Consider the following 14,457-nt stretch of genomic DNA (forward strand, 5'->3'; position numbering starts at 1 on the left):
AGTCTGAGTTCTGCCGTTCAGGCGGTCCGGTTCCGCGACCGCAGCCGCGGGATCACCGACACCAGGGTCGCCAGCAGGAAGCCGAATCCGACAATCCAGAAAACCGCGGCGTCGTCGAACAACGTCACCGACACGGCGCCGAACGCGAGCAGGCCCGCCCACAAGTAGATGAGCAGGACCGCGCGGCGCTGCGAGTGCCCGATCTCCAGCAGACGGTGGTGCAGGTGCATCTTGTCCGCGGCGAACGGGCTCTCACCGCGACGGGTGCGGCGGATGACCGCCATGATCAGGTCGAGCAAGGGCACGAACAGCACCGCGGCGACCACGACGAGCGGCGAAAGCAACGCGAGCGCGTCCTTGCCGCTGAACTGCGGGTACGGCACACGGCCCGACGCGGACGTCGTCGCGCCTGCCAGCATGAGGCCGATCATCATCGAGCCCGAGTCGCCCATGAAGATCTTCGCGGGCTGGAAATTGTACGGCAGGAAGCCCAGACAGGCCCCGGCCAGGGTGGCGGCGATGAGGGCGGGCGGGTACGCGCCGACGTCACCGCCCGAAGAGTCGAGCAGGCCGAGCGAGAACGAGCAGGTCGCCGCGGCGGCGATGAAACCGAGACCGCCGGCGAGCCCGTCGAGGCCGTCGACGAAGTTCATCGCGTTGACCATGACGACCACCAGCACGACGGTCAGCAGCGCGCCCTGGTTCTTGTCCAGCACGAGCACCTGGCCGAAGGATCCGTCGCCGCCGCCCCACGGCACCCAGAACGACACCCACTGCACACCGAAGATCACCAGGATCCCCGCGCACATGACCTGGCCTGCCAGTTTCGTCCAGGCGTCCAGCTCGAACCGGTCGTCAAGCGCGCCGATCAGGGAGATGACCCCGGCGGCGAGCAGGACACCCAGCGAGTCGAAGGAGAAGTCGAAGCCCCGGCTCAGCGCGGGCAGCTGGTGCGCGAGCCCCATCGCGGCGGCGACGCCGAGGAAGATGCCGATGCCACCCATCCGCGGGATCGGGGTGACATGGACGTCGCGGGCCCGCGGGTTGGCGATCGCGCCGATCCGGATGGCCACCCGGCGCACCACGCCGGTGAGCAGGAAGGTAACGGCCGCCGCGGTGAGGGCGACGAGGATGTACTCCCGGATCGGGAGGCCTTGCGTAGGAGGCATGGTGCGTTACGCCGCCGAGGTCCAAGTCACTCGAACACGCTACCGCGCCAGGGGGATACGGCAGCCGACGGTCCTAGGCGAGTGACTAGGCCAGCGACTCCGCGGGCACTCCCAGTACTTCCGCGACGGCGGCGCGGCTCACCGCGCCCTCCCGCAGGACGACCGGGTCGTCGCCGGTGAGGTCGACCATCGTCGACGGAACGGGCTCGCCGGACGAGCCACCGTCGAGATAGACCGCGACACTGTCGCCGAGCTGGTCGACCGCTTCCTGCGCGGTGGTGGCCGGCGGGCGCCCGGACACGTTCGCGCTGGAAACCGCCATCGGGCCGACGTCGCGCAGCAGTTCCAGCGCGACCGGGTGCAGCGGCATGCGCAGCATCACCGTTCCGCGTGACTGGCCCAGATCCCACTGCAGGCTCGGCGCGTGCGGGAGAATGATGGAGAGGTCGCCCGGCCAGAAGGCTTCGATGAGCGCGCGGGCCTGCGGCGGCGTGCCGAGCACGAGTCCGTCCACAGTGGACCAGGAACCGACCAGGACGCCGACCGGCATGTCCGGGCCGCGGTTCTTGGCACGCAGGAGCGACTGGACGGCGCCGCCGTCGAACGCGTCCGCGCCGATTCCGTAGACCGTGTCGGTCGGGAGGACGACGAGGCGGCTGGAACGCACCGCGCTCGCCGCCGCGGCGAGCCCGTCGGCCCGTGATTCACGCTTGCTGCAGTCGTACACCGCGCTCATGGGCAGTGAGCGTAGCCCTGCCGCGTTCGGGGCTCGCCAAGGTGCCCGTCGTCGCGCCGCCGGGCGGTGCTCGGGCCGTCCGCCGGTTTCGGGTGTCGCGAAAGCCACTTTCGGGACGTCTGATGTCCCGAAAGTGGCTTTCGCGACGCCAGAGCGGCCAGGGTCGGGCGCGGACCGGTGGGAACGGACGTTGCGAAAGCCACTTTCACAACGTTGAAGGTTGCGAAAGTGGCTTTCGCAACGTCTCCGGTGAGGCCACGCCCCAGCAGGCGAAAGCGGTCACCCGAGCACCTGCGGTCGGGCGATCTCATGTGACTGGTTGGACGACTCGCGGCGGGAACCCGGCCGCCGGCTACGGGTGTCGCGAAAGCCACTTTCGGGACGTCTGTTGTCCTGAAAGTGGCTTTCGCGACACGGTCCGTGGCTGGTTACGTCAGGTGGGGCAACGAGACCTCCTCGTCCCTTCAGCCACCGTCAGAAGGCGAAAGCGGTGCAGAACGACGTCGCCGTCTTCGCCGGGTCGGCGATCGACGTCGCGGTCAGCTTGATCTGCGCGGCGTGGTCACCGCCCGCGGCCCGTTTGGCGTGCGCCGTCGCCGAAGACCGTCCGCCGAACGGAACGGTGGACAGCTCGTTCGGCAGCCGGACCTCCCAGCCCTTCGCGGTGGTGGACGCGCTCAGGCGGTAGGTGTCCGTGTTGTACGGCGCCACCGACCCCTTCGCGTCGCCGGTGTTGAACACCGGGAACGAACAGGTCGCGAGGCCGTTCTTGCCGAACGCGGGCGCCGACGGCCAGAGCGAAACGCCCCTGGCCTGCGAACCCGCGCCGTCGAGCGAGGCCACCGTGACGACGTAGGACAGCACGCCCTTCCGGTCGCGTTCGACGTCCGAGACCAGGAACTTCAGCCGGTTGGCCTGGTCGGTGTACTCGTACTTGCTCGCCGAACCGGTGCCCGCCTTGAACGCGGCGTCGTTGAGCTGGCGGTAGTCGCCGATCGGGATCGGGACCGCGGTCCCGTCCGGCTTCTTGTAGTCGGTCATGCCGATGTCGGCCGGGTTCGCGTCGACGATCCATTCGAACGGCGCGTTGTCCTGGTTCTTCGTCTTCGCGATGATGACGCCGGAATCGGGGGCGAAGGAATCGCTGCCCATCCGGTCGACGACCTCGACGGTGTAATTGTCGTACCCGCCGCCGTCGCAGAACGGATCCTTGGACCGGTCGCATTTCGGCGAAAGGTCCCCGCCGGGCAGCGCGATGTTGATACCGCTGTAGGCACCCTGTCCGGGAAGGACCGAACGCGCGGTGATCCTGGTCGAAACCGGGCCGGTCTTGGCGAGGGAGTTCCGGTCCAGTTTGAGCACGTCTTCAGGGTCGATGATGTCGAGCTTCATCTTGGTGCGCAGCATGTGGTGCGACCCCATCGAACCACCCTGGGTCGCCGGGATCTGCCAGCGCGTGTGCGGTCCGCCGGGGCCGTTGAAGCTGCCGCGGGACATCATCTCCCACGGGCCGGTGTAGGTCCTGGACGGCGGGTTTCCGAACGGGTTGTTGTAGTTGTCGCCGATGCCGAGAATGTGGCTGAATTCGTGCGCGTAAACCGCCTGGCCCGAGCTTTCGGCCTGGGTCGAGGAACCGGTGACCGCGTTCGGCCAGATGCTCGCCGCGGATTTCCACGACGTCCACGGGACATAGCGGGTCGACGCGGCGTTCGGCATTCCCGCGACACCGGGGCCGAATTCGTCGGGCACGTTCCCCGGCTCGCCGAACTTCATCACGCCGAATTCCTGCCAGGTCGCGCTCTCGTCCTGGCCCGCGGAGAGATAGAAGACGAAGTCGAACTGCTTGGAGACGTCACCGACGTCCGCCCGCCAGGCCGCGCCCGCGTCGGCGCGCAGGTCGCGCTTGCAGTTCGCCCCCGGCGGACAGGCGTCGGGCTGGAACTCCATGCCGTACTCGAAGGACTTGCCCGGCAGGCGGTACGGCCCGAACGCGGTCAGGTCGACGCCCAGCCTGCCGCCGGAGTCCTCCATCCAGTACTCGTTGATCGTGTGGCCCTTGTTGATCGCCTGCGGCTTGTTGAGGAAGTCCTGGTAGAACTTCGCGACGTCCGCGCGGGGGATGTTGCTGGCGGCGGGGCCGGGGTTGCCGAACACCGTCGAATGCGTCGGCTGCGTGACGGCGAATTCCTGGTCCGGGTAGTCCGCGAGCACCACGGCGCCCTTGAACGTCCGTTTGGTCGGCTTCAGCGCGGGATCGGCCCAGTTGGTGCCGGGCGGCTTGCGGTAGTCGTCCCACGTCATATGGTCCTGGTTCTCCCAGGTCGAGCCGTCGATCGGGGCGGGCCAGCCCTTCACGGGAGCAGCGGCGGACGCGGGTTGGGCGATCAGGCCCGGCAGCAGCGCGACGCTGGCGAGAACGGCGAGTGTTCTTAGTGGGGCTCGTCGGAGAGACGATCGCATCGGGGTACACCTCCCAGTCGGACCGCCGATGAGGCGGCCGTGATCGACGTTAGGAGGCGGGCTTTGTCCTGGGCACCGCCGGAAGTCGTGAGTCCCGCTAACTATCCTCCGAACGCCCGCGTCCAGTCCTCTGAACGCGGAGTCAGGAGACGCGGAGGGCGGTGACGAACCGCGCCCGGCCTGCCAGGTCCAGGTGGCCCCGCACGTCGGTCAGCACCCGCCGGGCCCGCACCAGCGCCGGGACGGCGGACCCGTGCGTGTCGTCGTGCTCGATCGCCATCCCGCCGGTGGGCCGCAGCAGCCGCGCGGAGGCGGCGATCGCGTGCCGGATCACGGCCAGCCCGCTCTCCTCCGCGAACACCGCCCGCGGCGGGTCGTGCTCGGCGACCTCCGTCGGCACCGGTGTGCCTTCCGGCACGTACGGCGGGTTGCACAGGACCAGGTCGACGAGGCCGTCGAGCTCGGCGAACATCGTGCTGTCCGCGACGTCGCCGGAGTACAGCCGGATGGGCGTGTCGCCCGCGTCGGCGTGGACGTCGGCGTTGTGCCGGGCCCAGGCGAGCGCCTGCGCGTCGATGTCGACGGCGTAGACGACGGCGTCCGGCCGCGCGTGCTGCACGGCCAGCGCCAGCGCGCCGGAGCCGGTGCACAGGTCGACCACCACCGGGTACTCACGCCCGTGCAGCAGCTTGAGGCCCCATTCCAGGAGCAGTTCGGTCTCCGGCCGCGGGACGAACACCCCGGCGCCGACGTTGACCGTGATGTCGCCGAGCGCGGCCCACCCGGTGAGGTACTGCAGCGGGATCCGCTTGGCCCGCTGGTTCACGAGCTGGCCGATCGCGTCGATGACCGGTGGGTCCACCAGCGGCACCATCGGCAGGCGGCCGCGTTCGACGCCGAGGACATGCGAGGCGATCAGCTCCGCGTCCGAGCGCGGTGACGCCACACCGGCTTCGGTGAGAATGCGGGTCGCTTCCATGATGGCGAGGCGCAACGGCTGCCGGTTCACTGGTGTTCCTTCACAGAGTCAAGCCTGACACACGGGGCACGCGTGCCGTGGTCGATACACGCGGGCTCAGGGTATCGATTGCCTCAGCGCACCCGCCACGAGAGCGACGACAACGTCAGCGCCGCTTCGGCCACCCGCCGCGCGAGGTCGGTCTGGAGGCTCTTCGTCGCCGAAGTGATCCACTCGTCGACGTTCCGTACACCGACATCGCGGTACTCGACGGCTTGAAGCAGCATCTCCAGCTTGTCTGCGTCGCGTGCGTACAGCGCCTCCGGGCTCTCTGCGGCTTCGTACTCGTCGACCGCGTCGCGGACCGAGTCACGCGCCGCACCGGAGAGCGCCGACGTCTGCGCGGCGGTGATCGCCCGCGGGTCCGGCTTCTCGACGAAACCCTTGATCGTGTGCGGGAGGTCGCCGGTCCGCGTCTCCTGCGTGTCGTGCCAGAGCGCGAGATACGCCGCCCGAGCCGGGTCGGCGCCACCCTCGGCCGCCAACAGGCCTGCCAGCTGCGCGACGCGCGTGGTGTGCTCGGCGACCGATTCGGGATCGCGGACCCCGGCCTGCCACCATCCGGCCCGCCGGATCCGCTTGAGTACACCCAGTTCGAACCCGAACCTGGCCAGGGCTTCCACAGTTCTCCTACGCGTCGACGGCGATATGCCAGCCAAGTGTCCTCCGGCCTGTCACCCTGCTTCGAGAGGGCACGAACTGATCACCCTCCGGAATCTCTTAAGGTGACGCGAGTGAAGATCCGGGAAATCAGACTGACCCTGGGCGTGTTTTTCGCCGCACTCGGGGTGCTCCTTGTCCGTTTCCTGGTTCCGCGCCCGATCGGCATGGCGGATAACGGCGACGGCTGGCGCATCCTGTGCCAGCTCGGCGCTCGCGAGCTCGACAGGCCTTCGGAGTACTTCGTCCGCTTCTCCTACGGCACCGCGCCCGCCTGCAACAGCGGATACATCTCCAGCCAGAGCTGGATCGACAAGATCGCCAGCGAGATCGGGCAGCTGCTCGGCTCGTCCGCGATCCTGAATCTGCTGGTCCTCGGCGTGCTGGGCTGCCTGCTGGTCGCGGGCGGGATCGCCGCGATCGTGGTGGGCCTGCGCCTTTCGGTCCGCGACAGCGTCATCGCCACGGCCGCGCTACTGCTGGTCGCGGCGGACTCGGCCTTCTTCGGGTACTTCGCCTCGGTGCTGAGCGAAGGCGCCGCCTTCGTCGGGATGCTCCTGCTCGCCGGCGGGCTCCTGCTGATGCACCGCACCGGGCCGTGGCGCTACACCGGGGCCGCGGTCACCGTGCTCGGCGCGATGATCGGGATCAACGCGAAGTCGCAGACGCTGCTGCTGATCCCGCTGTTCGCGCTCGCGCTGCTGTTCGTCCGGCCCGCGGGCAGCCGCGGCCTGGCCCGCTGGGCGCTGCCGCTGGCGGTGCTCGCCGTCGTCGGCACGGGTACCGCGCTGGTGCAGGGAGCGGGCGACTCGGCCAACGCGGAGTACCGCGAGGCCAACATGTACCACGTCGTGTTCAACGGGATCGTGGACGGGAAACACGACACCGCCGGCGACCTCGCCGCGCTGGGCCTCCCGCCGGAGTTCGCGAAGTACGTCGGCACCGGCTGGTGGAGCGCGAACGCGGCCTGGCGCGACCCCGCGTACGGCCAGTACCGCGACAAGATCAGCCGCCGCAACGTCGCCCAGTACTACCTGGACCACCCGGTGCGCGTGGTCGAGATGCTGCACAGGTCCGCGCAGGAGACGCTGACCGCGCGGGTGCCGAACCTCGGCAGCTTCGGCGAGCACGCCGGGCAGCCGCCGCTCGCCAAGGAGTACCGGATCCCGGTCCTGTCCGGGATCACCGGCTGGATCGCCCCGCTGGGACTGTTCGCCCTGCTGCCGATCTGGCTGCTCATCGGCTGGGCGGGACTACGGGCCTTCCGGAACCGCACCGGACGCCGCGACGTCGGCATCGTGGTGCTCATGTTCCTGCTGTTCGCGATGGGCCAGATCCTGGTCTCCGGTCTCGCGGAAGGCATCGAGAACGTCAAGCACCAGCAGCTGACGATCTACCCGACCCTGCTCGCCGCCGCGTTCGCCGCGCTCTCGTTCCTGCCGAAGCGCAAGGACGAGCCGTCGACGACCGAAGAGCGTGAGCCGGAGACAGCGTCCATCTCCGGCTGACGGGTCATCGGCAGGTTTGTGCGTTCTCGGGGTCGCGGTCGTAGCGCAGCCCGCTGCGGCCGACCGAGTGGATGAGGTTGTCCCAGAAGCGCCCGAAAGTCAGCGGCGCGCGGACCGAGTCGAGCATCTCTTTGGTGTGCGGACAGGCCAGCGTGTTCCGGATCGCGTCGAGGTTGTCCTGTTTGTACTGGCCCCGCGCCGCCAGGTCCTCGGTCGTCCCCTCGGCGAGGCCAGCGACCTCCCAGTTGCCACCGGCGAACTTGCTGTGCCCGATCCGTCGTCCTGGGATGGTGGTGCTGTGCGCCGCGACCGGGTTGGCGAGCCCGATCGGGTCGTGCACCCACACGTCGAGCGGAAGCAGCATGCCGGGACCGCCGATGTTGAAATAGGTGAACAAGGCACGGCCGTTCGCCGAGGGATACGCGACCCAGCCCGTCGCCTCCGCGTACACGTGGATGGACGGGGCCTGCTGCACGGCCAGCTGCTTGCGGGCGTCGTCGGTCGTCTCCACGAACAACCGGAAGTCCCGCGCCAGGATCGGATACCCGGTCCCGCTGGCCTCGACGTAGGCGGCGCGCTCGTCGGCGATGACCTCGCTCTCGTCGATCGGCTCCTCCAGGCCGGCATACGGAGTCCGCAACCAGCCGCCCGCGACAACGGCCCAGACAGCGACCACGACGACAGGCACGAACGTCAGCCTGGTCACCCTGATCGCCATCACCGGGAGCACCAGGCAGAACGTCGCCGGCAGCAACATCCGCCCGTGCATGAAGTCACCACCGACCCGGACGACATACGCCGCCAGCATGACCGCACCCACCAGCGGGACGGCCACCAGCACCACCACCCGGCGATCCACCGACTTCCGCGCCACCAAAGCCAGCCCCGCGAGCAGGCACGCGGCGACCGGGATCCACAGCAGATACGGACCGGTGAAATCACCGAAATAGGCCCATCCGCTGTCCCACAACGCCTCGGAGGCCTCTTTCACCAAAGCCGTGTTCGGAGTGATCAGCCCGTAGTAGCCCATCCGGAACACCTGATACAGCACCGGAAGCACCGCCGCGGCAGCGAGAAGAACCAGCGCGGGCCGCCAGCCCCGCCACGTGAGCACCAGCAAACCGGCCATCGCGGCCACACTGAACAGAGCGAGATCCGGGCGCACCAGCGGCCCCAGCCCCACGACCACCGCGGTCGACCACAGCGGACCGAACGGCCGCCCGGTCCCGCGCCGCACCAACAGCCACCACGTCCCGCCGAGCCACAGGCTGATCAGCCCGGTCTCCAGGCCGGACGTGGCGAAGTCACGGAACGGCGGCAACGCCAGAACGACGAGCGCCCCCGCCGGGAGAACGAAAGCGGACGACGAAGGACCCGCCAGCCGCCGGGCACCATCCAGGGCGAGGGCCAGACCACCCGCCGAGAACACCAGCCCCACGAGCACCGCGATCCACTCGAGGCTGACCCCTGGAATCCAGCCGACCAGCACGAGCACCACCGTCCACAGCGTGCTGGTGTTGGCCTCGACCCGCTCCCCGACGTTGAAGACCGGGCCGTTGCCCGCCAGGATCTGCCGCACCGTCCGCAACACGATCAGGCCGTCATCACTCATCCAGCGCCGCTGCCAGGCAAGCACCACAAAAGCCACCACGGTGACCCCGATGACAGCCCAGTTCCACGTCCGAACGCGGCTCCGAACGCGAATTCCGCCCGGTCTGTCAGGTGTGGATACGGATTCAGCGGTGACTGTGCTCAACTGATTCTCCAGGTAACCGAAAGACGACCAAACACCCAGATTTCTGTGACGCGACAACACTGTCCGTGACTGGGCAAGACCTTTTAAACGATCTTGCTTACTCTATCGGGTGACGAAACGACGATGTCGGGCAGGCGGCTCACGATCCGCCTGCCCGACACTGACGAAAGGTCAGAACCCGAGAGCGAAGGACCTGGGCGCTGTCACCTCTTCACTGAACGCGAAATCGCCGTGCCACAGCGCGGAAGCACCCACGAACTTCGTCCCATCGGACGAGCCGACATACACGTCCCCTCTCGCGCCGCGCATGTAAGTGACAATGTCGGCTTTACCGTCACCGGTGAAATCACCGACCGCGGGCAATTCGGACCAAAAGGCGAAGTTGTCATGCCACTTCACGGAGTTCCCGACTAATCTCGCACTGTTCGATAACGCCACGTAGACGTCGCCCGCCGTCCCACGCGCGAAGGTGGCGATGTCGTCCTTGCCGTCACCGGCAAAGTCAATCACCGCCGAAACCGACGTGGTCTCCGGCCCCACACCGGACGCCAGATCCGTTCCATCCGGCAGCGTCGTGACAACCCGGTAGTACAAGGTCTTCATCGCAGGAAAGGAAAGTAATAGCGATCATCCGACGCATTTCGCCGGAAACCTTGATAATTTATTTGAGGTCGAACTCTCGGACGGCAGCTTTATTCTGACCGAAATCGACAAGGTCGACCGAGCTCTCGTGCAATCAGCTTTTGACCACTGCGGCGCGAAGATGAAATCCGTACGCGGCAAGTGGCTCACCAGCATGCCGAGCAACCTCAATACGTTCAACGCCGCCATTCGCGCAGAGAAAACCTTCGAACAAGCAGCATTCGAACCTTCACCGGAAAAATTGCCAAGGAATACGGCTTCACCACAGTTCGCCCTTGACGGAATTCAAGGGGAGAACGCGGATAATACACCGACGTCGAAGTCGCGTTCGAATGAGCTACCATGGAGCCATGCTGGACTTGATGCTTGAATTCGCGGGTTCTGGCCGGATCGGACCGATCCATGGCGGAATGCCCTTGACCGAAGCATTCAAAATACTTGGACCCGGCCATCCGCATCCGGCGATCCGGCTGCTCGGCGACAAAGCAGAGGGGTACCCTTACGACTGGGACAGCCTATCCCTGTCCGTAACCCGAAATCACGTTTCGTCCATCCGCATTGAAGCATGGCCCGGAAAGAATTTTTCCGTGCCTCCTTCACTGGCAGGCCAGGGCGGGCCGCAAGATTCGACCATTACCAAAAAGGACTTCCTGGCCGCACTCGATGACGCTCGAATAGATTTCGAGCACACCGAGGTACACGGTACTGATCAAAATTCGGCGATTCGCATCATCGCCACCGGAGTATCCGCGCTCTTCGGCTTCTTCGACGGAACCGAAGCGGTCAGTCATTCGAGTGACTATCTGATCTCGGTCTCCAAGTTCTTCGACAAAGAGATTCCGTAACAGGTCGGGAGCCGGAGATCTCCGGCTCCCGACCCAGTTTCACCAGGCCCGGTCGTACGCTTCGCAGGGGCACCCGTAGGCTGACCGCATCCGCACTCGCCGAAGGGCCCGCGAAACAGTCATGGATCTCCGGGAAACGGAAGTCGTCACACGGATATCCGTGAACATCGATACCGACGATTTCGCCGCGGCCGCCGCGCTGGGCGAACGCTTCATCGGCGAGTTCGAGGCCACCGAGCTGGAGATCTGCCGGGCGGATCCCGAAGGCGGCTGGAAGGGCTACCTGGTCTCCGTCGGTTATCGCACACCTCCCGCGGACGACGAGGAACTCGCCGGCACACTGCACCGCGCCGCTTTGCCCGCGCTTTTCCAGTTCGGCCTGAATGCGGAATTCTTCGAAATCCACGGCACGCCGGAGACCGGCCAATACGGAAGTTACGACGCCTACGACACCCAGGCGGACGGATTCACGCTCTATTCGCTGATGGCCGCCGTCGGTGGCACCGATCCGCGGGAACCGGCGTACGTCACCAGGCATGATTTCACCCCGCGTGCGGAAACCGATGTCATTTCGCGGGTGCATCTTTACGTCCCCACCGGCGACCTGCGGCTGGCCGTGGGCCTGTGCGGCCGTCCCGCGACCGATCTTTCGGCGTCGCTGGTCCGGATCAGCACGGACGCGGGCCCCTGTGAAGCGGTACTGCTGTCGGCGTTCCCGGCTCTTGCCGGTGAAAGCGGCGAAGAGGCGCTCAGCCGGGTCACGAACGAGGTGACCGACAGGCTTTCGGGCGTGAGCATGTCCGTCCGGGCCATCCACACCGGACTGGACGACGACCCGTTCTACACCGAGCCGGGTTAGCGGCTCGGTGCGGAACGACTGTCAGCCCGCGTGGGCGGCGAGCCGTTCCTCGCGGTCCGCGGTGATGAGCGCGTTCAGCACGCCGTCGAGGTCGCCGTCGAGGACCTGGTCCAGGTTGTAGGCCTTGTAGTTCACCCGGTGGTCGGCGATGCGGTTCTCGGCGAAGTTGTAGGTGCGGACCCGCTCGGACCGGTCGACGGTCCGGACCTGCGAGCGGCGGGCGTCCGACGCCTTCGCGGCGGCCTCCTCCTCGGCGATCGCCTGGAGGCGGGCCTGGAGCACCTGCAGGGCGCGGGCGCGGTTCTGGATCTGCGACTTCTCGTTCTGGCACGAGACGACCACACCGGTCGGGAGGTGCGTGATCCGCACGGCCGAGTCGGTCGTGTTCACGCTCTGGCCGCCGGGGCCGGACGAGCGGTAGACGTCGATCCGCAGGTCGTTCGGGTCGATCTCGACCTCGACGTCCTCGGGTTCGGGGTAGATGAGCACGCCGGAGGCGGAGGTGTGGATGCGGCCCTGCGATTCGGTGGCGGGCACGCGCTGCACGCGGTGCACCCCGCCCTCGAATTTCAGCCGCGCCCAGACGCCGTCGACGTCGGCCGAGCGGCTCTTGATGGACACGGTGACGTCTTTGAACCCGCCGAGGTCCGAGTCGACGGAGTCGAGCACCTCGGCCTTCCAGCCGTGACGCTCGGCATAGCGCAGGTACATGCGCAGCAGATCGCCGGCGAACAGCGCCGACTCCTCGCCGCCTTCACCCGATTTGATCTCCATGACCACGTCGGAGCCGTCGTACGGGTCGCGAGGCAGGAGCAGTTCGGTGAGCTTGGCCTCGAGCGCGGGGATCTTGGCGGAGATTTCCTCGGCCTCGGCCGCGAAGGACGAGTCTTCGGCAGCCAGTTCCTTCGCCGTCTCGAGGTCTTCGCGGGCGGTGTCGAGCTCGCGGACCGTCTTGACGACCGGGCTCAGCTCCGCGTAACGGCGGCCGAGCTTACGCGCGCGCGCCTGGTCAGCGTGCACGGACGGGTCGGCCAGCTGCTCTTCCAGCTGGGCGTGCTCTTCGAGCAGACCCTTGAGCGAACTCGAATCCACCACTCCACCTCTCAACGACCCTGGCAAAACAATGAAAAACGGCGCCTACCCGGACATGCGGGTAGGCGCCGTCGTTCAAGCTACTTGGCGTCTTCGGCCTTCTTGCGCTTGCCGTAGCGAGCCTCGAAGCGCGCGACGCGGCCGCCGGTGTCCATGAGCTTCTGCTTGCCGGTGTAGAACGGGTGGCAGTTCGAGCAGATCTCGACGTGGAGGTTGCCGGAGGTCTTGGTGCTGCGCGTGGTGAATTCGTTGCCACAGTCACAGTTCACGTGCGTGACGACGTACTCGGGGTGAATACCGCTTTTCATGGTGTCCTCTCTCGTTGGCACCGGGTCCCCGTACGGGGTGAACCGGCGCCGGACTTCAGCGGATGATTTTGCCAGATGCACTGGTAGTGGCGTCAACGCACCCCTCCCCCGGCATATTCCACCACGTTGAGTTATCAACTATCGACGCCCAGTTGTACGAAATTTGTACCTCGCCACGGGACCGTTCTCTTGTTGGTTAATACTCAACAGGAGGTTTGCATCATGCGTACCATCCTCGCCAAGGTGGCGAAGCCGGCGTCCGTCGCCGCGCTGGCCATCGCGGCCCTCGCCGTGGCTCCGGTCGCCGGGGCCGCTCCGGCCGCCCCCGAAGCGGGCGCCACCATCACCGCGGCCGACATCAACCCGGCAGCGGGAACGTTCACCACCGTGCCCGAGGGCGACCTGTCCATCCAGGGCGCCGCTGACGGCACCCCCGCCGGTGCCGTCCAGTGGTACAAGAACCACGCCGGTTCCACCGCGTACCAGGGCCTCTGTGAGAAGGCCGCCGAGAACGCGTACGGGACCACCGGCGTCTGGGCCTCGGCCAACGCGCACTGGAACGGCGCGAGCCCGAAGCACACGACCGGGACGCCGCCGAAGGGCTCCTTCGTGTACTGGAACATCAGCCAGTGGGGCCACGTCGGCATCGCCGACGGCTCCGGCGGGATCTACGCCTCCAGCATCGGCGGCAAGATCGGCCACGCGTCGAGCGTGAACTACTTCAACAACTACCGCGGCTGGACCCCCGCGGCCGTTCCGCACCGCTGAGCCCAAGTACCGGAAAGTCCGTGAAGGCCTCCTTGAGGGACTCTGAGTCCCTCAAGGAGGCCTTCACGGACCGGGCACGCTTGGCCCGCCACTCACGAGACCCAGCCAGCGTTTCGCTGCGCGCGGCGAGGTCAGGCGCACCACCGGCACCGCCGGATCCGCGGCCCAGTCGCGGATCGTGCGCCGTTTGCGGGCGAACGACCGGAAGTGCCAGACGACGATCGAGTCACGGGAGAGCATCCCCCGCAGCGTCTCGACATTGCCGTTGCAGATCGGGCGGCGCGTGACGCAGCGCACCACGGTCCGGCGGAGCAGACGGCTCAGCGAGACCCAGCGCGGATAGTCCAGTGCCACGATCAGTTCGGCGCGGGGCATCGCGAGGTCGCGCCATTTGGCGAACATCCCGTCGATGATCCAGCGGTCGTCCGCGACCAGCACGGTGACCCGGCGCCGCTGTTCGTCGTCGGGGACGGGCACCCAGCCCGGCTGCCACGCCAGGCCGTCGTCGACCGAATGCCACGGCAGCCCGGTGCGCTCGGCCAGTTCCCTGGCCAGCGTCGACTTGCCCGAACCGGTGACCCCGTACACGACGATCCGCCCCGGCACCGAACTCACAGAGCCTCCCCGGATGCGACG

Annotated in this window: 15 protein-coding genes; 5 read left to right on the top strand and 10 right to left on the bottom strand. The window is 67.3% G+C overall.

Annotated elements, in window-relative coordinates; genetic code table 11:
- Window positions 1-17: 17 nt before the first annotated feature.
- The 5 genes from AMYAL_RS0110050 to AMYAL_RS0110070 all read right to left on the bottom strand — a co-directional run bounded on the left by AMYAL_RS0110050 (window position 18) and on the right by AMYAL_RS0110070 (window position 6,006).
- Window positions 18-1,169: a glycosyltransferase family 4 protein gene (locus tag AMYAL_RS0110050; RefSeq protein WP_020631178.1), complete on the bottom strand. Its 1,152-nt coding sequence runs from the start codon at window positions 1,167-1,169 to the stop codon at window positions 18-20.
- 85 nt (window positions 1,170-1,254) lie between these two features.
- The gene (locus AMYAL_RS0110055) at window positions 1,255-1,905 is read right to left on the bottom strand and encodes an L-threonylcarbamoyladenylate synthase (RefSeq protein ID WP_020631179.1); all 651 of its coding nucleotides are present in this window, start codon (window positions 1,903-1,905) and stop codon (window positions 1,255-1,257) included.
- Between the two features lie 474 nt (window positions 1,906-2,379).
- Entirely contained in the window at window positions 2,380-4,365 is a 1,986-nt protein-coding gene (locus tag AMYAL_RS0110060) for a M6 family metalloprotease domain-containing protein (RefSeq protein WP_026466922.1), read from the bottom strand.
- Between the two features lie 142 nt (window positions 4,366-4,507).
- The gene (gene prmC / locus AMYAL_RS0110065; RefSeq protein ID WP_020631181.1) at window positions 4,508-5,374 is read right to left on the bottom strand and encodes a peptide chain release factor N(5)-glutamine methyltransferase; all 867 of its coding nucleotides are present in this window, start codon (window positions 5,372-5,374) and stop codon (window positions 4,508-4,510) included.
- 83 nt (window positions 5,375-5,457) lie between these two features.
- Complete coding sequence (locus AMYAL_RS0110070; RefSeq protein WP_020631182.1) at window positions 5,458-6,006, bottom strand: HD domain-containing protein; 549 nt, start codon at window positions 6,004-6,006, stop codon at window positions 5,458-5,460.
- 111 nt (window positions 6,007-6,117) lie between these two features.
- Here AMYAL_RS0110070 and wsfD point away from each other — a divergent pair, with 111 nt between their 5' ends.
- The gene (gene wsfD / locus AMYAL_RS0110075) at window positions 6,118-7,551 is read left to right on the top strand and encodes a glycan biosynthesis hexose transferase WsfD (protein WP_020631183.1); all 1,434 of its coding nucleotides are present in this window, start codon (window positions 6,118-6,120) and stop codon (window positions 7,549-7,551) included.
- Between the two features lie 4 nt (window positions 7,552-7,555).
- Here wsfD and AMYAL_RS0110080 read toward each other — a convergent pair whose 3' ends face one another.
- Both AMYAL_RS0110080 and AMYAL_RS0110085 read right to left on the bottom strand, forming a co-directional pair.
- Complete coding sequence (locus tag AMYAL_RS0110080) at window positions 7,556-9,163, bottom strand: arabinofuranosyltransferase AftB family protein (RefSeq protein WP_020631184.1); 1,608 nt, start codon at window positions 9,161-9,163, stop codon at window positions 7,556-7,558.
- Between the two features lie 315 nt (window positions 9,164-9,478).
- Entirely contained in the window at window positions 9,479-9,910 is a 432-nt protein-coding gene (locus AMYAL_RS0110085; protein WP_020631185.1) for an FG-GAP repeat domain-containing protein, read from the bottom strand.
- Between the two features lie 127 nt (window positions 9,911-10,037).
- Between AMYAL_RS0110085 and AMYAL_RS49210 the strand changes: the two genes are divergently transcribed.
- From AMYAL_RS49210 to AMYAL_RS0110095, 3 genes are all read left to right on the top strand, one after another.
- Window positions 10,038-10,319, top strand: coding sequence for a hypothetical protein (locus AMYAL_RS49210; RefSeq protein ID WP_143267978.1), 282 nt, complete (start codon window positions 10,038-10,040; stop codon window positions 10,317-10,319).
- On the top strand, window positions 10,300-10,794 hold the full coding sequence (locus AMYAL_RS49215; RefSeq protein WP_143267979.1) for a hypothetical protein: 495 nt from the start codon (window positions 10,300-10,302) through the stop codon (window positions 10,792-10,794). Before AMYAL_RS49210 ends, AMYAL_RS49215 begins: the two co-directional genes overlap by 20 nt.
- 160 nt (window positions 10,795-10,954) lie before the next feature.
- A complete protein-coding gene (locus tag AMYAL_RS0110095; protein WP_245192860.1) occupies window positions 10,955-11,653 on the top strand; it encodes a hypothetical protein in 699 nt (232 codons plus the stop codon).
- A gap of 21 nt (window positions 11,654-11,674) precedes the next feature.
- Here the strand turns inward: AMYAL_RS0110095 and prfA are convergent, their stop codons facing one another.
- On the bottom strand, window positions 11,675-12,745 hold the full coding sequence (prfA, locus tag AMYAL_RS0110100; protein WP_020631188.1) for a peptide chain release factor 1: 1,071 nt from the start codon (window positions 12,743-12,745) through the stop codon (window positions 11,675-11,677).
- A gap of 80 nt (window positions 12,746-12,825) precedes the next feature.
- Complete coding sequence (gene rpmE, locus AMYAL_RS0110105; protein WP_007028345.1) at window positions 12,826-13,053, bottom strand: 50S ribosomal protein L31; 228 nt, start codon at window positions 13,051-13,053, stop codon at window positions 12,826-12,828.
- A 222-nt stretch (window positions 13,054-13,275) separates the two neighbouring features.
- Here rpmE and AMYAL_RS0110110 point away from each other — a divergent pair, with 222 nt between their 5' ends.
- Window positions 13,276-13,821 (top strand): hypothetical protein, encoded by a 546-nt coding sequence (locus tag AMYAL_RS0110110; protein WP_020631189.1) that lies wholly within the window; start codon window positions 13,276-13,278, stop codon window positions 13,819-13,821.
- 63 nt (window positions 13,822-13,884) lie between these two features.
- On the opposite strand, the gene AMYAL_RS0110115 is transcribed toward AMYAL_RS0110110, so the two are convergent.
- Window positions 13,885-14,436: an AAA family ATPase gene (locus AMYAL_RS0110115; protein WP_020631190.1), complete on the bottom strand. Its 552-nt coding sequence runs from the start codon at window positions 14,434-14,436 to the stop codon at window positions 13,885-13,887.
- Between the last annotated feature and the right edge of the window lie 21 nt (window positions 14,437-14,457).

The sequence above is a fragment of the Amycolatopsis alba DSM 44262 genome, from assembly GCF_000384215.1.
In the GTDB taxonomy this organism is placed as follows: domain Bacteria; phylum Actinomycetota; class Actinomycetes; order Mycobacteriales; family Pseudonocardiaceae; genus Amycolatopsis; species Amycolatopsis alba.

What these genes read in the sequence shown, in the direction of transcription:
- AMYAL_RS0110050 (WP_020631178.1), bottom strand. Translation starts at nt 1,169, where the DNA reads ATGCCTCCTACGCAAGGCCTCCCGATCCGGGAGTACATCCTCGTCGCC.
- AMYAL_RS0110055 (WP_020631179.1), bottom strand. Translation starts at nt 1,905, where the DNA reads ATGAGCGCGGTGTACGACTGCAGCAAGCGTGAATCACGGGCCGACGGG.
- AMYAL_RS0110060 (WP_026466922.1), bottom strand. Translation starts at nt 4,365, where the DNA reads ATGCGATCGTCTCTCCGACGAGCCCCACTAAGAACACTCGCCGTTCTC.
- AMYAL_RS0110080 (WP_020631184.1), bottom strand. Translation starts at nt 9,163, where the DNA reads ATGAGTGATGACGGCCTGATCGTGTTGCGGACGGTGCGGCAGATCCTG.
- AMYAL_RS0110085 (WP_020631185.1), bottom strand. Translation starts at nt 9,910, where the DNA reads ATGAAGACCTTGTACTACCGGGTTGTCACGACGCTGCCGGATGGAACG.
- AMYAL_RS49215 (WP_143267979.1), top strand. Translation starts at nt 10,300, where the DNA reads ATGCTGGACTTGATGCTTGAATTCGCGGGTTCTGGCCGGATCGGACCG.
- rpmE (WP_007028345.1), bottom strand. Translation starts at nt 13,053, where the DNA reads ATGAAAAGCGGTATTCACCCCGAGTACGTCGTCACGCACGTGAACTGT.
- AMYAL_RS0110110 (WP_020631189.1), top strand. Translation starts at nt 13,276, where the DNA reads ATGCGTACCATCCTCGCCAAGGTGGCGAAGCCGGCGTCCGTCGCCGCG.